21 protein-coding genes are annotated in these 19905 nt (G+C 41.5%); 11 read left to right on the top strand and 10 right to left on the bottom strand.

Annotated elements, in window-relative coordinates; genetic code table 11:
- From IQ13_RS20415 to IQ13_RS20435, 5 genes are all read right to left on the bottom strand, one after another.
- Positions 1-197 (bottom strand): hypothetical protein (locus IQ13_RS20415; RefSeq protein ID WP_144888602.1); only part of this gene is annotated, 197 nt, incomplete at its 3' end.
- A gap of 680 nt (positions 198-877) precedes the next feature.
- On the bottom strand, positions 878-1516 hold the full coding sequence (locus IQ13_RS20420; RefSeq protein ID WP_144888603.1) for a hypothetical protein: 639 nt from the start codon (positions 1514-1516) through the stop codon (positions 878-880).
- Positions 1517-1644: 128 nt separating this feature from the next.
- On the bottom strand, positions 1645-2097 hold the full coding sequence (locus IQ13_RS20425) for a DUF6326 family protein (protein WP_144888604.1): 453 nt from the start codon (positions 2095-2097) through the stop codon (positions 1645-1647).
- 33 nt (positions 2098-2130) lie between these two features.
- Positions 2131-2709, bottom strand: coding sequence for a hypothetical protein (locus IQ13_RS20430; protein ID WP_199758327.1), 579 nt, complete (start codon positions 2707-2709; stop codon positions 2131-2133).
- A 101-nt stretch (positions 2710-2810) separates the two neighbouring features.
- Complete coding sequence (locus IQ13_RS20435) at positions 2811-3389, bottom strand: Crp/Fnr family transcriptional regulator (RefSeq protein ID WP_144888605.1); 579 nt, start codon at positions 3387-3389, stop codon at positions 2811-2813.
- 718 nt (positions 3390-4107) lie between these two features.
- Here IQ13_RS20435 and IQ13_RS20440 point away from each other — a divergent pair.
- The 11 genes from IQ13_RS20440 to IQ13_RS20490 all read left to right on the top strand — a co-directional run bounded on the left by IQ13_RS20440 (position 4108) and on the right by IQ13_RS20490 (position 11811).
- Positions 4108-4710, top strand: coding sequence for a TetR/AcrR family transcriptional regulator (locus IQ13_RS20440; protein WP_144888606.1), 603 nt, complete (start codon positions 4108-4110; stop codon positions 4708-4710).
- 49 nt (positions 4711-4759) lie between these two features.
- A complete protein-coding gene (locus tag IQ13_RS20445) occupies positions 4760-5482 on the top strand; it encodes a hypothetical protein (protein ID WP_144888607.1) in 723 nt (240 codons plus the stop codon).
- Positions 5483-5511: 29 nt separating this feature from the next.
- Complete coding sequence (locus IQ13_RS20450; protein WP_158637450.1) at positions 5512-6006, top strand: acyl-CoA thioesterase; 495 nt, start codon at positions 5512-5514, stop codon at positions 6004-6006.
- A complete protein-coding gene (locus tag IQ13_RS20455; RefSeq protein WP_144888609.1) occupies positions 6003-6542 on the top strand; it encodes a YbhB/YbcL family Raf kinase inhibitor-like protein in 540 nt (179 codons plus the stop codon). Before IQ13_RS20450 ends, IQ13_RS20455 begins: the two co-directional genes overlap by 4 nt.
- Positions 6543-6651: 109 nt before the next feature.
- The gene (locus IQ13_RS20460) at positions 6652-7224 is read left to right on the top strand and encodes a DUF1572 family protein (protein ID WP_144888610.1); all 573 of its coding nucleotides are present in this window, start codon (positions 6652-6654) and stop codon (positions 7222-7224) included.
- The gene (locus IQ13_RS20465) at positions 7221-7580 is read left to right on the top strand and encodes a nuclear transport factor 2 family protein (RefSeq protein WP_144888611.1); all 360 of its coding nucleotides are present in this window, start codon (positions 7221-7223) and stop codon (positions 7578-7580) included. Before IQ13_RS20460 ends, IQ13_RS20465 begins: the two co-directional genes overlap by 4 nt.
- Positions 7581-7715: 135 nt before the next feature.
- Positions 7716-8414, top strand: coding sequence for an aspartate/glutamate racemase family protein (locus IQ13_RS20470; RefSeq protein ID WP_144888612.1), 699 nt, complete (start codon positions 7716-7718; stop codon positions 8412-8414).
- 11 nt (positions 8415-8425) lie between these two features.
- Complete coding sequence (locus IQ13_RS20475; protein WP_144888613.1) at positions 8426-9895, top strand: APC family permease; 1470 nt, start codon at positions 8426-8428, stop codon at positions 9893-9895.
- A 5-nt stretch (positions 9896-9900) separates the two neighbouring features.
- Entirely contained in the window at positions 9901-10416 is a 516-nt protein-coding gene (locus IQ13_RS20480; protein WP_144888614.1) for a GNAT family N-acetyltransferase, read from the top strand.
- A gap of 26 nt (positions 10417-10442) precedes the next feature.
- Positions 10443-10868: a restriction endonuclease subunit S domain-containing protein gene (locus tag IQ13_RS20485; RefSeq protein ID WP_144888615.1), complete on the top strand. Its 426-nt coding sequence runs from the start codon at positions 10443-10445 to the stop codon at positions 10866-10868.
- Between the two features lie 7 nt (positions 10869-10875).
- Complete coding sequence (locus IQ13_RS20490) at positions 10876-11811, top strand: ketopantoate reductase family protein (protein WP_144888616.1); 936 nt, start codon at positions 10876-10878, stop codon at positions 11809-11811.
- A 1501-nt stretch (positions 11812-13312) separates the two neighbouring features.
- Here the strand turns inward: IQ13_RS20490 and IQ13_RS20495 are convergent.
- The 5 genes from IQ13_RS20495 to IQ13_RS20515 form a co-directional block, all read right to left on the bottom strand.
- Positions 13313-13756: a hypothetical protein gene (locus IQ13_RS20495; protein WP_144888617.1), complete on the bottom strand. Its 444-nt coding sequence runs from the start codon at positions 13754-13756 to the stop codon at positions 13313-13315.
- A gap of 84 nt (positions 13757-13840) precedes the next feature.
- Positions 13841-14641 (bottom strand): DUF4249 family protein, encoded by an 801-nt coding sequence (locus IQ13_RS20500; RefSeq protein WP_144888618.1) that lies wholly within the window; start codon positions 14639-14641, stop codon positions 13841-13843.
- 22 nt (positions 14642-14663) lie between these two features.
- Positions 14664-16994, bottom strand: coding sequence for a TonB-dependent receptor (locus IQ13_RS20505; protein ID WP_144888619.1), 2331 nt, complete (start codon positions 16992-16994; stop codon positions 14664-14666).
- Between the two features lie 1141 nt (positions 16995-18135).
- Complete coding sequence (locus IQ13_RS20510; protein ID WP_144888620.1) at positions 18136-19167, bottom strand: WD40 repeat domain-containing protein; 1032 nt, start codon at positions 19165-19167, stop codon at positions 18136-18138.
- A complete protein-coding gene (locus IQ13_RS20515; protein WP_144888621.1) occupies positions 19157-19657 on the bottom strand; it encodes a hypothetical protein in 501 nt (166 codons plus the stop codon). The genes IQ13_RS20510 and IQ13_RS20515 overlap by 11 nt, the downstream gene beginning before the upstream one ends.
- Positions 19658-19905: the final 248 nt, after the last annotated feature.

A 19905-nucleotide genomic window follows, 5' to 3' on the forward strand; every position in this document is an offset into this window, starting at 1 on the left:
GATGCAGCAGCAATGATCGCTGCCTGCAAATCTTTTTTCGCCGTTGCCCAGCTAGTCCCCACACCACTATTATCAGGCCTGCCCGCATCTACATAGCGGATCGTTTGAGCAGAGGAAGTTGTTAAACAGACAAACAGCAGGAAAGCTGTCAATAAAACAAAAGGGTTACAACGCGGTGTTATGCTTATTTTTTTCATGCATTCAGGTTTGGTCAATGAATGCGGCAAGTATAGTTTATTGTCGTGCAGGAAAAATTAACTTAAGTTAATTTACATACACCCTGCAGCAAACAACATCGACTCTTTACACAGTTATTCCTACAAAAACGATGCAGTTGATCAGCACAGTAGTAAACTGGTCCTCACAAACAAAAAAATTGATCTCGGGAACATCTCCAATTAACAGCAAAGCAGCTGTTCATAAGTTGTTGTTAACGCAAGCAGAAGCAGGAAACAAAAGAACCTGCCTACAGGTTACCTAGTTTACCGTGAAGCACCGGGTCGATGCAACTGCAGACAATGAAGACCGGTTGGTACATGCAGTTAAAACAAAACTGGTTTTATTTTTTTTGTGAACCTACAATTGATTGGCCATACAAATGCTGCCCGAAAATAAAGGTGTATACAAAATGCTTATTGCATTGATCAACTTTGTGTCATTATCGATTTTTGATTGACGCCGCCAATCAAACGCAAGTCTCAATGCGGTACTTTACCCAGCAAAATTCAGACAGCTTGCACGATGAAGGCGACGCCCTACATACAGAAGAGGATTTTATTACCGGAGAGCAGCATTTAGTAGCAAGCTTAAAAACACGACCCGCTGCAGTAATGAAATTTACCGGTCTATCAATTCACTGATTGCAATTCCGCATGAATCATTTTTTACCAATTGGTTTCATTTTGTATTGTTTGAGTAAAACAGGAAGTGGTTCTACATTGTACTTCTTTCTTTCTTCGTCACTGGTCAGCGTTGTGTCAATCGGTGCTAAAAGTGTTTCTCCTGTTTGATCGTCAAATACAAATTGTGTTCCGAACTTCTGGTATCCAAAAGTGAATAGTAAATACCTGTCATAATTCAATGCAACGATTCTAGGAATATACTGCTTTCTGATTAGTGCTGTATCATTGTTCTTTTCGAGCGTAGCCAATGCGCTTGAAGAAAGCGAATATGCCAGCAGAAAATTCTCCGGACTCAGACTGGTCAATTCACCATCGCAGATTCTGGCAACTGTATGTTGCAAAATCCAGGCGGCTCTTAATTTATCTTTTGGCGTCACTACTTTATTTTCAGAAAGTAAACGAAATATTTGTTCCCGGTGTTTTTTATCGTATTCCTCCAGATTAACGGTGTCTGTTTTAGCATCTAGCTCTCTTATCTCAATATCTTTTTTATACATCTGCTCTATTAAAGCATTGTCTTCTATTTTAATTTCCGTGTTATTCATTTCAAATGAACAACCGCCTAAAAAAAGAAAAAAAAGCAATGAAAAGAATATAGCTGCAACATTTCTCATAACCTAACTTCAATAAATTGTTATGTAATTTTTCTTTATCTATTTATGTTTAGCAATTGACATAAAAGCTGAATTGAATTTTGAATCTTTATCCTTTTACAGTAACCCTATCCCTATCTACATCAAGACTACAAAGGCTTTTCATTTTTTTCCTGATCAACATAATGCCATTTCCATGCATAAAGGATAATCAGGCAAAGCAGCAGAACCTGTACAACCGTACCAAACAGCATGTGTGTCCAGGCCTCTCCGGCCAGGTTAAACAAGATAAAGGGAATGTTCAACGCAGCAACTATGATATTGACCAGGCGATTGGCTTTTGCCGGAAGGGCAACAGAAAGAAAAATCATCAGTGCCGGAATTCCCACCAAGGCAAGTGCGATCAACAGAAACCCTTGCGTAATAGCAAAAACAATCACCTTCCCTGTCTGAATCTCTGCTATCTTGCCCGGCATATACAGGTGGAAATAATCAAGATAGAGAATGATGAACAGCAAACTTGTCCACAGCAAAGCAAGCTTTACTTTCAAACTCACGTTACTCTGTTCGTGTGAATTCGTTGCTGCTTGATTTGTATGCATAAACATTCCATTAAAAATTAAAGTCAAAATGCATTACCTGTTTTCTAAAAACCACTTTGCCCGTTTGTCGTCTAACTGCTTAAATCCATCAGCCAGTTTTGTTGATAAATAAGCTGTAGTAGGCCCCGGGATGGTTGAAAAAAAACGATGCTTAAACAATTTCATGTCGTAGCCAACACGGCAGGTATTGAAGAGCTGAAAGTCATTATCAATATTTTTGCCTTCATCATGCACAAACTTTTGCAATGTGTGTATTGGATTCATTTCAGCACAATGGTCCTTATGCAAAAAACGTTGGTACGGAACGGATAAACCAACCGCAGGTACATATCCCGGAAATTGTTCTTCCAGGTTAATATATGCTTTCTTAAAAAAGGGATGAATACTGTTCGGCCAGTCGTACTTCCAGATTTTTGGTTCTACAGTCAGCGCAACTTTGCCTCTAATACGATAGCCGATATTGACTGGAACAAAGCCGGGATGGTTCACAGAAGACAGGTTGCCCAATAAAAACAACGTGCTGCCAACGAAGCACCACTTATAGCTGCTGTCTGTTTTTGCATATTGTGCAAGCACCTGTAAACTGCCTGTCATTACCAGGGTCTGTACCATCCACAACATTTTCATTTGCATATCTTCTCAACTGATGAACTGATGCTGCAAATGTGGATCGGAGGGATCGTATATTTCTTAACTTAAGTTAAGAAATACGATCAGCTCTTTTTTTCATACATTCTTGCCCTTAGCCTGCTTAATGATTGCGGTTTGATCCCTAAATAGCTTGCCAGCTGCTGTTGCGGCACCCTTTGAATAAGGTCTGGTCTGTTTTGCAGCAGGTTGCGGTAACGTTGTTCAGGTGAGGAAGTTTTAAATTCGTCAAAGTCGAAACGTTGTTTGGCCAGCAGTTCTTCTGACATTTTTCTGCACATGATTTCAAACTTTGGAAATTTACTGTTCATTTCTGCTTCCTTATCAGCATTTGAAATGGTAAGGACCGTATCTTCAATACAACTGATAAAATACTCAGAAGGCGTTTGATTGACAACACAATTAGGTGTCAGGGCTTCCATTTCTGTGTAGAACGCCGTTGTTTTTTCTTCTCCGTCCAATAAGTAATACGTGCGGATACAGCCTTTTAAAACAAAGTAGCTCTCTTTTGAATATTGTCCTTCCCTGAGTAAAATAGTACCCTTCGTTACTGTGTGAAAGATGTCCATTGGGAGAATCGCATCCTTTTCCTCTTCCGTGAGGGTAATGTACTTCGCTATAAAATCAAGTAGTATATCTTTCATAGTTGACTATTCATACGTGTCCGTTTGTTACTCTTGCCGGCAAACGCACTTGTTACAATAAAAATATTGTACAATATAAAAACGAAGTTTTCTGCTGACCAAAAAATCGGTGTTATACTTTTTATATACTTATCCCTATCCCGCTTTTTGAATTAACCCTGTGTAGCATCAGCATTGTCTAAAGTTTATACACCACTATCACCTGCAAACACTTTCAGCAGCATCGTTTTAAACTGCAGAAAGGGTAACTGGCCGTTTATTGGTCTATCACAAAAGGCCATTGTCTGCGGCCACTTACAGTTGACTATTAATCATCCTGCCTTTTCCATTTGTTGTAATGCTGCTGAAAAAAACATTGTGTTCATTGTACTGTTACAGGCTCCGGTTTACGCAAGGTCCCCATTCTCGTTGCACCAATGAGCAACCTGAACAATTAGATGAGGTTGCCGGAATGAAAATACGATTCTATGTGAAAAAGCGCCAGCTCGAAAAAATAAGCTGCCGCAGTCCGACTGTTTACCGATTAGCCGTGTATGCTGCGGAACTTTTCCATGCATTTCTGCACATTCCTTAAAACAGTCGCCCTGCATGCTATCCTGTCGGTAACTGTAGTCAGGTAATGAAATCATCCGCAACAGACGTTGCACAATTGTCAAGTGATACATGCTGTAAAATAAAATATACCAATTGGTATATTTTATCCTATATTTGTGTTATCATGAGCAGTGCATCTACAAAAGCGGAACGAACAAAACAATTTATCGTTGAAAAAACAGCACCTGTTTTCAACGAAAAGGGCTTTGCCGGTACTTCACTCAGCGATCTGACCATTGCAACCGGTCTTACAAAAGGCAGTATTTACGGCAACTTTGAAAACAAGGATGAAGTGGCCCTTGCAGCCTTTGACTATAATTTCGCCCGAATTACTAATTATATAAAAGACCGGATCTTACAAACGGACAGTGCAATTGAACGACTTTTAGTTTATCCCGAAGTATACCGGGAGTTTTTAAGTATCCCGTTTTTGAAACCCGGTTGCCCACTGTTAAATACCGCAACAGAAGCAGACGATACCCATCCTCTATTAAAAGAGCGAGTGGCCAAAGCACTTGCCTACTGGAAAACATCTTTAGAAAATCAAATCAAACGGGGAATACAACGAGGCGAAATAAAACCGGATACCAAACCAACGGAAATAGCTGTTATTTTAATATCGCTGATTGAAGGAGCGATCATGCAGGCAAAAGTTACCGGCAAACCCGGTGAATTACGGATTGCAATGAATTTTCTAACGCAACTTATCAACGGATTAAAAGTGTAATTTTTTTGCATAATAATATACCGATCGGTATATTTTATAAGAATACTTTATGAACAGACTTTTGGAACAAACCATCCATGCGCACGGCGGACTGGACAAATGGAATACGATTCAACAGGTCAAACTGCGGGCAACAATTGACGGTCTTCTTTGGAAGCTAAAAGGACAACCTACGCTTTTAAGGGATACCTATGTTGTTGTTGATACAAAACAACAAGCAGTCCGGTACAAACCTGTGAACGAAAAATGGTATACGTCATTTGAACCAAACCGGGTAGCTGCTTTTGCACAAAACAACTGTCTGGAAGAATTGCAGGATCCCCGTCAATCGTTTGCCAACCATTCCAAAGAAACAAAATGGACAAGACTACAAACCTTCTACTTTGCGAGCTATGCCATGTGGAATTACATCAACATTCCCTATGTGTTTGCCGACCCTGCCTATCAGATCAAAGCCATCGGAACATGGCAGGAAAATAACGAAGAATGGCAACGCTTACAGGTACAATTTCCCGGACATGTTGCGACACACGCACCGGTGCAAACTTTTTACATTGATCAAAGCGGGCTGATTCGAAGGCATGATTACGATGTAGCAATCATCGGCAATGGAAGAAGTGCCCACTATTTGTATGCTTACCAGGATATCAACGGGATAAAGATACCAACCCAACGTCGGGTGTTTACACGACTGGAAAATAATACAGCACGGCAACCTGAACCCCTGCTCGTTGCAATAGACCTGACTGAAATTGTCCTGACAGTTGAATGAATAACAAGAACGCAGATCAATCAAACAAAATGGATACACTTAAAAAAATACTGGAAAGTAAAACAAGGATACAATACCAGGATTGCGATCCCTTTAATCATTTGAACAACGCCAAATACATCGATTACATGATAGCTGCGAGAACAGAACAGTTACTCGACAACTATGCTTTCAATACAGCTGTCATTGCCAGAGACAAAGGCATTGGCTGGGTTGTCGTACAGACGCAGATTTCCTATTTCTATCCTGCTGTATGGCTTGAAAAAGTAACCACCGAAACCAAACTGATCGCCTATTCGGATGCCAGTTTATTGGTTGAAGCGATCATGTGGGATGAACACAAGACACAGCTTAAGGCAGTGATATGGTCAAAGCTGGTTCATTTCAATATCAACACGCAGCGGAGTTACAAACATAGCGAGGAACTGATGCAGTTCTTCAGCCAGATACATGTACCGATTGCCGACAATGCAAGCTTTGAGGAACGGGCAAAAACGTTGAAACAATTCAATCAAACCGTATGAGACAACTACTTTTCGTTATCGTTCTGTTTGCAGGTGCCTTTGTGAATGCCCAAACATTCACCTTAAAAAGCAATGAACTGGGCGGACAGGCGACCAACAAACAAGTCTTCAATGATTTTGGCTGTTCCGGTGAAAACAAGTCGCCGCAATTGTATTGGGAACATGCACCGGCCGGAACCAAAAGCTTTGCCGTTACAGTTTACGATGAAAATGCACCTACCGGAAGCGGATGGTGGCACTGGGTGATCTTTGATATTGCGCCAACGATCACGCAACTGCAATCCGATGCGGGAAATGTAACCGGCAGCAGGCAGCCTGCAAATGCGATACAGAGTAAAACAGATTTTGGCAAGCCGGGATACGGTGGCCCCTGCCCTGCACCGGGAAGCGGTTTTCATCAATACACAGTAACAGTCTATGCATTGGATACCGAAAAACTGGGCCTCGATGCCAACGCAAACCCGGCACTGGTTGGCTTTTACCTGACACAGCATTTGCTTCAAAAAGCATCCCTTGTTTTTTACTACAAGCAATAATACAGGAAGCGAAGCCTGTCCAACACGTTGTTGCTTTTTTGAACAGCAGTGTAAAAAAAAGAGGGCTGTTCAGCAGTGATCCAACTACAAAACTTCTAAATACGATCGTATGAGTTACCTCGAAAGCGTACGCAAACAATTCGCCTATTACAAGCTGTTAGGCGATCAAACTTTTGCACAGGTGGATGAAGAAAAACTGTTCCGGCAATACAACGAAGACAGTAACAGCATTGCTGTCATCGTCAACCATTTATCGGGTAATATGCGCAGCCGCTGGACTGATCTTTTTACGACTGACGGTGAAAAAGAATGGCGCAACCGTGATGAAGAATTTGAAAACAACATCACTACCAAAGAAGAACTACTGCAAAAATGGAATGATGGCTGGAACCTGTTTTTTGAAACATTGAACAGCTTACAGGAAGAAGACCTTGAAAGAATAATTTATATCCGTAACCAGGGACACACTGTAATGGAAGCCATCAACAGACAGCTGGCACACTATCCCTATCATATCGGTCAGATCGTTTTTATCGGGAAAATGTATGCAGACAAATGGACGTCGCTGTCTATTCCGAAAGGGCAATCCACAACATTCAATCACGATAAATTTTCACAACCAAGAAGCAAGGTTCATTTCACAGATGAATTGTTAAACCCATCTAACCAGCAACAAGCATGATAACAACAGCAACGGCAAAAGCATTTGCAACAGCATGGATCGATGCATGGAACAGTCATAGCATTGAAAACATACTGGCACATTATGAAAACAATGTGCTGTTTTATTCGCCGATGATTCCCTTATTGCAATTCAATGAACAGGGATTTATCACTAACAGAACTGAACTGAAAAAGTATTTTGAAACAGGACTGCGTACCTACCCCAACCTGCATTTTCAATTACAGCACTGTTTTGCAGGCATCGATTCTGTTGTGCTCTGTTACATTTCCGTAAACGGAACATTAGCAGCTGAAGTTTTTGAATTGAGTGAAAACAGAAAAGCCATAAGGGTGCTTTGTAACTACGCCACCTGAGCAACGCCTTTTTCCCGGAGACGAAAACTGCTGCAAGCAAAAGCGATGCAAGCAGTAAACTAAAAGCAACTGTACGCAACTGCGTTATAAAGCAAACCCATTTTTACAGATTTCATCGACCAATAAAAAAATCAAATGAAAAAAATCGGATTAGTCGGCGGAACAAGCTGGACATCGACAATAGACTACTACAGGTTGATCAATGAAGAGACCAATAAAAAATTAGGTCATTTGAACTTTGCAGAATGCATCCTCTACTCCTTAAACTTTGAACAATTCAAGAACTGCAATGCGCAGCATAACTGGGACGGAACGTTCGAATTACTGGCAAATGCAGCACAGAGTTTGAAAAACGCAGGTGCGGAAGTTCTTGTGCTTTGTGCCAACACAGCGCATATCGTAGCAGAGCGTGTAAGCGACCGGGTTGGTCTTCCCCTAATTGACATCCGGATTGTGACTGCGCAAGCTGTTAAACACAAAGGGCTCAGGAAAGTTGGCTTACTGGGCACCGTCTATACCATGGAGCTGGATTTTTATAAAAACAAACTCTCAGAAGAAGGCCTGGAAATTCTCATTCCTCCAACAAAAGAAGAAAGAAACTTTATCGAAAAAACATTGCTGGAGGAACTGGGCAAAGGCATTTTCCTGCCCGAAACAAAACAGCAATACCTTGCTATTATCAACCGGCTGATTGCACAGGGTGCAGAAGGTATCATTTTAGGTTGCACAGAAATACCTCTGATCATCAGCCAGCAAGACGTTTCCCTGCCTGTTTTTAATACCACCTTCCTCCATGCACAGGCTGCAGTTGCATTTGCTTTGTCCACTTCGTAAAACCATACTACATGAACCTACAACAACTGTTTAGAAAAAAACCACTTGCAGCTTACAACGATGACATTCAAACCAGCCAGCTGAAACGCACTCTGGGCAAATGGGAACTGACGGCCATCGGTGTCGGGGCTGTAATTGGCGGCGGCATCTTTGTGCTGACGGGTGTAGCCGCCAACCAATACGCCGGACCTGCCCTGGCACTATCGTTTATCCTGGCAGGAACTGGCTGTTTACTTGCGGCATTTTGTTATGCTGAATTTGCGAGTATATTGCCGGTCTCTGGTTCTGCCTATGCCTATTCTTATGGAACAATCGGAGAATTTTTTGCCTGGTTTATTGGTTGGAACCTGATCCTTGAATACATGATGGGCGCTACAACTGTAGCCGTCAGCTGGTCAAAATATTTTGTGAAGCTGCTGCACCTCTCGGGCATTCAGCATATACCGGCCTGGCTGATCAATGACCCGTTTACAGCAAAGGAAGAAGCTTTAAAACTGGGAATCCCTCCACCCTCCTTTTCCATCAATCTTCCCGCTGCAATCATTGTATGGGCAGTTACCTCTATTCTTGTCCGGGGCATCAAAGAATCTGCAAAAACCAACAATATCATTGTTGCGGTAAAAGTAGCTGCGGTGCTGTTTGTTATTGCAGCAGGTGTTGCCTATATCAACCCGCTTAACTGGCAGCCATTCATACCCGAGCGGGTTGTTGATCCTGCAGGCGTATCCCATTATGGTATTTCAGGAGTCGTGACGGCCGCAGGCCTGGTGTTCTTTGCGTTCATTGGTTTTGATGCCGTTTCCACCCAATCGCAGGAAGCGGTCAATCCCACCAAAGATATTCCGTTTGCCATCATCACTTCTCTGGTAATCTGTACAACGCTGTACATCCTTGTATCCCTTACATTAACAGGAATGACAAGGTATACAGATCTGGACCTCGGAGCGCCTGTAGCCTCTGCATTCAGTGGCTTAGGGCTTAACTGGGCCTCCCTGTTAATCACGATCGCTGCGGTAATTGGCCTCATATCGGTGATGCTTGTCATGCTGTTGTCGCAAACAAGGATATTCCTGAACATGGCCAAAGACGGGTTATTGCCTGCCAAACTTTTTGGAGCTATTCATCCGCACTTTAAAACTCCCTGGAAGAGTACCATCTTACTGGGATTTCTTTCCTCTGTGATCGCAGCTTTCACGCCCATTGAAAAAGCGACCAAGATGACAAGTATCGGGACCTTGTTTGCGTTTGCGATGATTTGTCTGGCTGTTCTCATTCTCCGCAAAACGCAGCCTGCTCTTCACCGGCCGTTCAGGGTAAAGTATCTACCAGTGATCGCATTGACAGGATTTGTATTCAATTTACTGCTGATGTTCAGCCTGGATCAATCCACCTGGTTACGGCTGCTGGTATGGAGTTTTTCCGGTGTCCTTATTTACTTTCTGTACAGTGCAAAACACAGTAAACTAAACAAAAAAGAATAAACACGATGCGCTCTACCATCATCCATGCAACTGCAGATGATCTGCCGGTGATCTACGGGCTTTTTGAAGAAGCTATCCGGTTTCAAAAGGCCAACAATTTCACCGGCTGGAAGCAGTATGACAAAGCATTTATCAAGGCAGATATTGCCAACGGGCTTTTGTACAAGATCGTCTCAGACAAGGATACAGCCTGTATTTTCAGTATTTGTTTCAGCGATGCGTTGATATGGCGTGAACGGGAAAAAGGCCATGCACTTTACCTGCACCGTGTGGTACTGAATAGGAAGTATGCAGGCACCCACATGTTCGGGCAGGTGCTTGCATGGGCACAGCAATTGGCAAAAGAACGCAAACTCCAGTTCTTACGGATGGACACCTGGGCAGACAACCGAAAGCTCATTGCTTACTATCAAAGCTTTGGTTTTGCAGTCATCGAAACATATACAACGCCGGGAACCATAGAGCTGCCGGTGCAGCACAGGAATCTCCATGTAGCATTACTGGAAAGACCCGTCAACTAAAGTATCCGAAAATATAAAACATGCCAATGAACAATCAGCTACTCATTCATGTGATCAAAACGATTGCATACCGGTTTGTCAAATCCACAACGGGTTCGACCGCTACTTTTGGAACATTGAAAATAAATGACCACACCCGTAGTCCAAATGAGATCATCTTTCATATGTATGATCTGGCGGTGAAAACAACAACGATGATCAAGGAAGGTCACTTCAATGTACCGATACCACAGCCTCTCAATTTTCACGATGAACAAAAACGGTTTCTAACAGCATTACAGGATCTACAAAGCGTGCTGGAGGAATCGCATCTTGAACAGGCGTTAAGTCAAAAACTATTGCAGGGTCCACTGCTGGATATGGTTACGCATGTCGGCCAGTTGGCGATGCTCAATGGTATCCATGGCAACAGGATCCCCAAAGAAAGTTATTTCAATGCCAAAATCAATTAAGGAATCTATGCAGAACAGCAAAAAAACAATTTATATCATTGGTGCAGGTGCCATCGGCAAAGCGTTGGCCGTCTTTCTTACGCAGGCGGGCAAAAAGGTTGTACTGCTTCGTGGACATGTTCATGGTATAACTGCACATGTTGAACACATTGAAGTAGAACTGCGTGATGGTCAGACGGCCGAGGCGGATATTGCTGTAAGCAGCATGGATCATTATCCGCATCTGGACGGGATCCTTGTTATCACAACCAAATCATACGGCAATCCGCAGATCGCTTCATTCCTGAAAGGGAAAACAGGTAACTCACCTGTTGTTCTCCTGCAAAACGGATTGAACGTGGAAGCCGCATTTACAAGCAATGCCTTCCCGGAAATTTATCGCTGTGTATTGTTTGCTTCTTCACAGTATACTGCTGAGCTAAGGCTGCGCTTTATGCCTGCATCCGTTTCACCGATCGGTGTAGTAAAAGGAAGTTTGGAAAACCTCGCTGCGATCATTGAAACCCTGGATAACCGGCAGCTTGTTTTTAAAGTTGAAGAAACGATTCAGCCCATCATCTGGACAAAAGCAATTATCAACAGTGTTTTTAATTCTATCTGTCCCTTACTTGAAACAGACAACGGTATCTTCTACCGCAATCAAGATGCACAAAGCATCGCCAGAACAATCATTGATGAATGCATTGGAGTTGCAGCAAACGAAGGTATCCTGTTGGATGCGGATCAAGTGGTAAAGCAATTGTTGTTGATCAGCAAAACTTCTGAGGGGCAGCTCATTTCTACCTACCAGGATCTGCTGCATAAGCGTAAAACAGAAATTGAAACACTGAACATCACAATTGCAGCAATAGCAGACCAACAGCACAAAAAAGAATTAACCAGAAACACGTTGCTATTGGGTAAATTAATCCAGTTAAAATCGGCAATCACCATGCCAGCATAAATAATCAGTGTAATGCAGCATTTAACAACAACTTTTTCGTACAAACGCCTGCTTTCTGTAAAAGCCAACATCCACAGTTCAATCCTCACCGACACGAAACAGTCTTTGTTATCTGCACTGATCGGCAGAATCGGTTCCAGTTGTATCAATATCTGCTACGAAAACAAATGTTTTCCGTCTGCACAAAAATTAACCTAATTGTTTTTTACTGTACCTAATCAATTTCACTGAATGCAATTTTTTGCAAAGTTGTCCCGCATCCCTTTTGACATGGATGTACTCAGCAATGGTCCTAGCGTTGAGCAATGAATTGTACCAGAAAATAAACAGGAATACGCATCAGCAGATCATGGTTTACGTTTTCGATTTTTAAAGTATCAATCCGCCCACACCTGTCAGCAAACAGAATCCGGTCTTTTCACGCTGCTGCAAATGCAGGATCAAAGCTGCTCTGCTTTTATTTTCACCGATAACTGACCTGGTTCTGATCTAATCATTTCGCTTACGGCAAATACGATTATCTTATGATGTTCTGTATGCGCCACGGTAACGATTTTCGCACGCTTTATTTCGTCGGTTCAATTTGCAGCAAAGTTATTGATGACATGGTAAGGGATTGTCAACACCAATCTGTTTCTACACTCAAAGCTTGTACAACTACCATCAAAAGGGTCTGTTTTTCGCCATACGCTCTTTCTGAAACCGCTTACCTGTTAAGCATGGCAGGTCCGGGGGGGTACGTCAATCAACCCGTCCGTTCGATATCCTCTTTTACATCTGAACATGCAAAAAAGAACAAATGAAAATCGGTGGAAACCGGTTATTCATTCTGCAGATAATAACAAAAAAGTCAACTGATCATTTTATCGTTATTCATTCCGCATTACCTCATCATTAATACCTGTCTTAAAAAAGTTTATATACCCTATCAGCTGCGTACAATTAATCTTTGCTGCCGTCCATGCACCCTTTTACATTTTCTCGCAGATCGTCTTGCACTGCAGACAAATAAGGACAGCAAAAAATATTGCTCCTTTCACAGAATATAGAGGAGCCAGCAGAAAAGGGTTCTACGCTGTTTCACCGTTGACAACATGTTTTATGCCGGAGCTTACCGGCTTTCCACATCTGTATCATTCATCGACAACATTCAATGCCCGGAAGGTTGTCACAATGTTTGTATCATCAAAACCCTGAATAATGAATCCTAAAATTAAACGGCACAGCCGGAACTACTCATTCACTTAAGTTAAGAAAATAAGCAGCGGGCAGAACGCACCGGAGACAGTACTGTATTTCTATCGTGAACAGATCAAGTACTGAATAACCAGAAGTGATTGCGCATAAATAAACAGTTGACTGCTCTATCCAATCCGTTGATAGCCGTGTAGTACAGTGTTAGCTTTCAACAATAACAAAAAGTCTGTAAGCAACCGTAAGCAGCTCTGCAGTTAATGCATGAATATGCTTTGTCCATTCAACACAAGTAAATCGTCGGGGCCTAATAAACCAATACCGGTTTGCCTTCTTCACAAACAACAGACTTGGGCGCTGGTTCTACCATACAATCTGAACCAATGGCATACTTCCGATTATATTCCTGTGCCTGCTTATTATAACAGTCGAGCACTTTCAGAAAACACTCTGCATTCTCTTTTTTGTAAGCGATATAACCCGCCGGCCCACCACAAGGTTTTGCACCGATACCGGCAATTCCCCATTGATCACCCCGTTGGCAGGATGAAGATTGAGAAGCAAGGTAAACCGCATCAGATAGTTTTTTGAGTACAGCCTGATCAAATACTTTTGAACTTTTTGTTGTAATAACATCCGAAGGCATGCTGCAAGCTGGGTCCCCGCAACCCATATCCATGTGTTCCATTTTACAGGCACTTAGTAAGGTCAAAAGAAAGAGCATTGCAAAAACCGAAATTATTTTTTTCATATCATTTTTTTTTATTCTGACAATCCATTACAAATCACCGTTGCACCCGAACCCGTATTTAACACTCACTAAACGAAGCATTATTTATTGTACTGTGACGGTTCGCTTTTGATAGGTATGCGCACTGAAAATACCGATTGCCTTTCCTTTAATATTACTCACCGGATTATCCGGAACAGCAAATGGTCTGCCGGTTGAAGATTGCGAAAAACTAAACCAATATTTATAATTAGCATTGTCAACACAATTCATTACAACATCAATCACATCTCCTTTCTTAAATTCATCCGCTTCTCTTGAATAAATCAACGGAAATGTACTTTTTCTTCCTTCAATAAAAACATCATCAAATGCAAAGGCATCCTTAATCAACCGGCCATTCTTATACATGAAAAACGTATAGTTATTTCCTGTTCCAACCGGATCGTTGAAATACGGAGTAACAACCTTGATCACTTTTCCAAAGGAGGGAAAATCTTCCACAACCAACGAATCAAAGTTGACCATTACCGGCATCTTAGAACTGGAAGTAATGGTAAGTCCATCTGTTGTTACAACCCGCAGATTGTACGTTTTGTTTGTACTACCAACAAGACCCTTGTTTTGATAAACACCGGTTGATACTTCCGGTAAAGAATAAACAGCTCCATTATCTTCCTGGATGGTAACATTTGCGCCGGTTAATGGCACGATGCTGTTATCGGATTTCACTTTATTGGTATAAGATAATTTCACCACACTTCCTGCTGTTAAATCATTGGTCACCTGTCCATCAACCACAATAACCGGAGCTGCATGCTTTAACTCCAGATCAATTACTTTTTCGCAACCTGTCATACTGAATAACAGTACGCTTACAGCGATGATTAAATATTTTTTTTCCATTTGCTTGGTATGTATAATTTGATTAAAATTTAAAATTGTATGATACAGATGGCACCCATCGGAATAAACTGGTTTGTGTTATTTCGATGACATTGGGGTTCTCTTTATTGTCCTTGAAATTGATCGTGTAAGCATTTTCCCGCCCGTAAACATTGTATAAGCTAAAAACCAATTCTTTCGTCCATTTTTTTGTTTTCTTTAATTGCATCGTGGCGCCAAGATCCAAACGATGATAGTTCGGCATCCGGTCAGCATTTCTGCTGTCGTAATAATAAGCCGTTTGCCCATTCACCTGGTATTTACCCGTCGGAAGAGTGACCGCATTGCCGGTATAAAAAACAAAGTTTCCACTAAGCGTCCATTTCTTACTCAACTGGTAAATTCCTACAATGGACAGGTCATGTGTACGATCCTGCGTTGCGTTGTACCATTTATTATTATTGATACCGTTGATTTTTCTTTCTGATTTGCTTAACGTGTAACTGATCCATCCTGTGATGATGCCTGTTTTTTTCTTTAGCATCAACTCTAAGCCATAGGCCCTGCCTGTTCCAAAAAGCAATTGCGCTTCTACTGTTTCATTTAAAAATAAGTCTGCACCATTTCGGTAATCCAGCACATTCTCCATTTCCTTGTAATAAGCCTCAGCCGTAAATTCATAATTATTCATCAAAACGTTTGCGTAATAACCTACACTAAACTGGTTACTGATCTGGGGTTTAATGATATTACTTGTACTCGCCCATTTATCCAACGGACTGGAACCATTTGAATTGGTTATCTGATGCATGTATTGGGCATTGCGTGTAAATGAAGCTTTGATGGACGAAGCCGCATTCAGCATAAAGCCAACAGCAATTCTTGGCTCCAGGTTATAGTACGATTTTACAACCTCACCTCTTTCATATTTGATTGTGTCTTTAATTGTACCGTTTTCGTCGATGTTAAAGAAACTTCCCCCACCCATGACATTGAACCCACTAAGCCTTGCACCAAGTGTAACAGTTAAATTTTTAGTGGGTTTAAACACATTGCTTGCATAAACGGCATTTTCATAGGAAAATCGCTTATCCTGCACTTTATTGCTGATACTGGAAGTAGCATTGGCAGTAATTTCTCCCGGACGAATAATGTGATAGATACCAGACCATCCGAATCGCAGGTTGTTTTTATTATTGATGCTATACTGGTAATCCTGTTTTAGATTCCAGTCTCTTATCTGTGAGAAGATCCTGATATCGTTGGTACCATTTCTAACCTTGAACTCATAGTTGTAATTACTGAATATTAAGGAGGTATTTAAAAACAAACGGCTATTAAAAATATGATTCCAACGCAGCGTTCCGGTTCCGTTTCCCCAGTTGGTTTTAAACTGATTATTGAACCCTAAAATATCCTTGCCAAAATATCCACTTAAATAAAGCTTATCTTTTTTACCCAGTTCATAGTTCAGCTTTGCATTGAGATCGTAGAAATACAATTGATTACCCTTGTATTTCTCGTCCATCTTCAGAAACACATCTGCATAAGTCCGTCTGCCGGTAATAAGAAAAGAAGATTTATTTTTTTGAATCGGCCCTTCAATGTTCAGCTTTGCACTAATAAGTCCCAAACTGCCACTAACAGCGGTATGCTGATTATTACCCTCATTCATTCGTATATCAAGTACACTGCTTAATCGTCCACCGTACTGCGCCGGCATTCCTCCCTTGTATACTGCTATATCTTTTACGGCATCACTGTTAAACGTAGAAAAGAATCCAAACAAATGTGCTGCATTATAAATATTGGCTTCGTCTAAAATGATCTGATTCTGATCGGTACTTCCGCCTCGTACAAAAATACCGCTGCTTCCATCGCCTGCAGTTTTTATACCCGGAAGTAATTGAATCGTTTTTAAAAGATCTTTTTCACCGAAAATCACCGGAATATTTTTTGTTTCCTGAACCGACAATCGTTCAATACCCATTTGCGAACCGGTAACGGACCGTCCGGAAGACCGGTTGCCGGTAATGGTGATCCCTGTCAACTCGTAATTAGCATCGGCAAGGCTTATATTCTTTTCGGTATTACTGACCAAATTGATACTGATCGTATCGGGTGATTTTCCAATTGCACTGTATACAATCCGGTAGGTTGCAGGCAGCAATGAAATGCTGTAAAAGCCATATTCATTTGATGTGGTGCCATAGTTGCTGTTTAACACTTTGATACTGGCTCCAATAATAGACTCGCCATTATTTTTACTCTTAATACTGCCACTGATAGTGTAGTTTTTCTGCGCAATTGCATTACCCGCTGAGCAGAAAAAGGAAAGCAAGAACAGGGCTTTCACTGTTTTTCGAATGTTCATAATAATACTTGTTTAGCTACTTTTAGAGGACTATGAGTAATGAAAATGAAAGCCAATAAGAGAATACGAGAAAATTTATTTACCGCTTTGGTGCTTCTTGTTTGAGTAGTCATTTATTACCAATAATCCTTTTGTAAAAAAGGAATGCGCAAAAGTGACGTTGTAAGATGAATGAATAATTAACTTAGGTTAAAAAGCGAGTAAAAGGGATGCTCTACTTCTGAACAAGCTATTTCCTTCCACCAGAAAACAGCAATGAATAAGATCAAATGCCGGCAGAAAGAAAAGAACATGCAACACGAAAATTCCTGATGCAGATTTAAACCATTAAATAAACGGCTTCATTTCCCGTAATCCGGCAGCCCATTGAAATTGCATGCAGCAGGAGTTCATGGTTGCTACGGCATGACTCCGGATCTTTCCAGCACTTGTCTATCAATGAGAAACCCCGGGGAGCCTCAAGGGTTTTCAGCATCCAGCAAATAGTAAAACAGCGTTGCGCATCAGCAATGATGCGCAATAGAAGAACTGCAGCCTTACAGATAGTTGCAAACCAGCACTAACGGTTACAGTTTGCTTCCAGTCAAGAGTTAAGTCTCAGCGCCGCATTCAGCCTGGTCTTCCCAGCTGCCTGTTGCGTTTTGATCATACGCACCAACAACATGTTTCTGCTTTTACTTTTTGTTACCTGCCCGTTATTTTTCTGTCTCGCATGCCAATGTATTTTTCCTTCAGTATCAGCTATCCGCTAACTCTTTGCACCAATATGGCTGTTCCAATTCTTTTCTCATCTCACCGGTCATTGACCTTTACCAAACAACGCTTTTAGTTTTTTTCCAGTAAAGCGCCGCTCAAATTTTTCGCAATAATTTTTCCGTCCGGGTCTATCAGAAAATTATCCGGTATACTATACACTCCGTACATTAGAGCCGGCAGGTTATCAGCAACTTTTAAATCACTAACATTTGCCCACGTCAAAGAATCCCTCTCAATCGCACTACGCCATTGCTGCTCATTCACATCAAGGGAAACTGCCAGAATTTAAAAACCCTGTTGCCGATACTGCCTGTATAGTTTGACCAGCGCCGGGTTCTCTTTCCTGAAAAATATCAGGCACCAAAAACATCCGCTCAATCTTCTCTTATACGTTCCAGAATTTTATTCCACCTTTTAAGTCGATTGACACCAGTTGTGTTTCAGCTGCATTAACTTTAATTTTATTAACCGTAGCCATATGCCCCGTTAACGAACGCATAAGGGTGCCGCTTTTTTTATCCCAAACCCTGATCGATCTGTCAATACTGGCTGTAAAAATTTTATCTCTTGCAAACCGTACCATCGTTAATTGCAGGTTGTAGTCTTTCATTATCAACAGGCCGTCTTTCGTAAAATCCTCCGGAGCGCTACGTACCATATCTTCATAGTCGGGGTAATCCTTTAAATCCCTCAGCCAATCGGGATGCATTAACGTAAACTCATTTTTGCCGGTTATACTGTTATACTTGGTGCATGTATTAAAGTCAACAGACAAAAAATTCCCTTCCTGATCCATATCACCAAAGCGGGATAGGACAACATCGGTTTCTTTGACAGTGCTGTCATTGCGGATATCCCAGATGATTATTTTTCTTGTACTCACAATGGTCAATAACCCGTCTTTATCCAGTTTAACCATTCTCCCCGGGGGCATCTTTGAAGAAACAGGCAGTTCCCGGTAATTCCTATGTACATCCCAGATATACCTGTTGCCTTTTTGATCCTGAGTAAATAAATACGCAAAATCATCGGCATACAATAAACTGACACTCCATGTAGTTTTAAGCCGTAATGCTTTCAGCCGTTTACCTGTTTTTTGATCAATCACTATGATCCCGCTCTCAAGCGTGCCTGCTGCAATTTCCTTCCGTACCGGATTGTAGGCGAGCGAATAAATTTCATCATTCAATACGGCTATTACTTTTTCGGAACCCAACCCGTTTACACGCATCGCAATCCTGCCGCTGAATGTAGAAACCAAAACAGTATCCTTTGCACCCATAAATACAACGTCGGTATAAGAAGCAGGGTTAATGGCCGTTAATTTACCAATGAACAGATCATTGGTTTGTGCCCGCACAACAAAAGATATATACAGGAGAAAAAAGCCTGTCAGTATCACGCTTTTACTTTTCATCTTGATACAGTTTTACAGTCTTGTTATTACGTTTTAAGACAATGTCTGCCTGGCCATCAGTCGTTTCAAGAGAAATCTTATTAATCCCCTTTCTGTCCCACAACTGCAGTGCCGTAGAACCGTTTGGTTCAGCAATCGCAAGAAAGCTCTGGCTCGTCTTTGAATCAAGTGTCAGAAAAACATTCCCGTAATCATCGTCTGTAACATAACCACCCCGCTCCTGGCCTTCGGCATCGTAGAGCATTACCCCCGATACAGCAGCGCCTTTTTCCCTGGGATAAATTCTGTTCCCAAAACTGCTTTGAGCTGTAGGAAGCGGCGATCCGATAATGACCCGTTCAATTCCCAAAGAATCAACAACCACCAAACCGCGGACTTTCAGAATCTTATCAACCAAATCATTGTCCTGCTTTTCTCTGAATGAAAGAAAGTAAAAACTGAACATGACCACGTTCATTATGCTTACTGCATAAAATAATTTTGATTTCATACGTTTATTTTAATTGGTATACTTCAGCCATGCAGGCAATTCCTGTTTGTTATTCGGTAACTGTTTCCGTTTCTTCTGCCGAATGTAACTTACTGACTAAGCGCTGCAGATTCTCTAATAAAGCGTTCATCACAAAACCGCATAACAAAAACCACCGCATAAAATTCAACTAATACGTTCAGTTTGTATGCGGCAAAATGATGAGTATGTGCAGATCCAAAGTTCTTCTGTATACCAGGAAACCGCTT

The sequence above is a fragment of the Lacibacter cauensis genome (assembly GCF_007830055.1).
Taxonomy (GTDB): Bacteria; Bacteroidota; Bacteroidia; order Chitinophagales; family Chitinophagaceae; genus Lacibacter; species Lacibacter cauensis.

Excerpts from the sequence above, each read along its gene's own strand:
- IQ13_RS20460 (WP_144888610.1), top strand. The coding sequence starts at position 6,652 with ATGAGTTACCTCGAAAGCGTACGCAAACAATTCGCCTATTACAAGCTG.
- IQ13_RS20435 (WP_144888605.1), bottom strand. The coding sequence starts at position 3,389 with ATGAAAGATATACTACTTGATTTTATAGCGAAGTACATTACCCTCACG.
- IQ13_RS20515 (WP_144888621.1), bottom strand. The coding sequence starts at position 19,657 with ATGAAATCAAAATTATTTTATGCAGTAAGCATAATGAACGTGGTCATG.
- IQ13_RS20485 (WP_144888615.1), top strand. The coding sequence starts at position 10,443 with ATGAACAATCAGCTACTCATTCATGTGATCAAAACGATTGCATACCGG.
- IQ13_RS20440 (WP_144888606.1), top strand. The coding sequence starts at position 4,108 with ATGAGCAGTGCATCTACAAAAGCGGAACGAACAAAACAATTTATCGTT.
- IQ13_RS20470 (WP_144888612.1), top strand. The coding sequence starts at position 7,716 with ATGAAAAAAATCGGATTAGTCGGCGGAACAAGCTGGACATCGACAATA.
- IQ13_RS20475 (WP_144888613.1), top strand. The coding sequence starts at position 8,426 with ATGAACCTACAACAACTGTTTAGAAAAAAACCACTTGCAGCTTACAAC.
- IQ13_RS20455 (WP_144888609.1), top strand. The coding sequence starts at position 6,003 with ATGAGACAACTACTTTTCGTTATCGTTCTGTTTGCAGGTGCCTTTGTG.
- IQ13_RS20445 (WP_144888607.1), top strand. The coding sequence starts at position 4,760 with ATGAACAGACTTTTGGAACAAACCATCCATGCGCACGGCGGACTGGAC.
- IQ13_RS20510 (WP_144888620.1), bottom strand. The coding sequence starts at position 19,167 with ATGAAAAGTAAAAGCGTGATACTGACAGGCTTTTTTCTCCTGTATATA.
- IQ13_RS20430 (WP_199758327.1), bottom strand. The coding sequence starts at position 2,709 with ATGGTACAGACCCTGGTAATGACAGGCAGTTTACAGGTGCTTGCACAA.
- IQ13_RS20420 (WP_144888603.1), bottom strand. The coding sequence starts at position 1,516 with ATGAGAAATGTTGCAGCTATATTCTTTTCATTGCTTTTTTTTCTTTTT.
- IQ13_RS20425 (WP_144888604.1), bottom strand. The coding sequence starts at position 2,097 with ATGCATACAAATCAAGCAGCAACGAATTCACACGAACAGAGTAACGTG.
- IQ13_RS20490 (WP_144888616.1), top strand. The coding sequence starts at position 10,876 with ATGCAGAACAGCAAAAAAACAATTTATATCATTGGTGCAGGTGCCATC.
- IQ13_RS20500 (WP_144888618.1), bottom strand. The coding sequence starts at position 14,641 with ATGGAAAAAAAATATTTAATCATCGCTGTAAGCGTACTGTTATTCAGT.
- IQ13_RS20480 (WP_144888614.1), top strand. The coding sequence starts at position 9,901 with ATGCGCTCTACCATCATCCATGCAACTGCAGATGATCTGCCGGTGATC.
- IQ13_RS20505 (WP_144888619.1), bottom strand. The coding sequence starts at position 16,994 with ATGAACATTCGAAAAACAGTGAAAGCCCTGTTCTTGCTTTCCTTTTTC.
- IQ13_RS20495 (WP_144888617.1), bottom strand. The coding sequence starts at position 13,756 with ATGAAAAAAATAATTTCGGTTTTTGCAATGCTCTTTCTTTTGACCTTA.
- IQ13_RS20465 (WP_144888611.1), top strand. The coding sequence starts at position 7,221 with ATGATAACAACAGCAACGGCAAAAGCATTTGCAACAGCATGGATCGAT.
- IQ13_RS20450 (WP_158637450.1), top strand. The coding sequence starts at position 5,512 with ATGGATACACTTAAAAAAATACTGGAAAGTAAAACAAGGATACAATAC.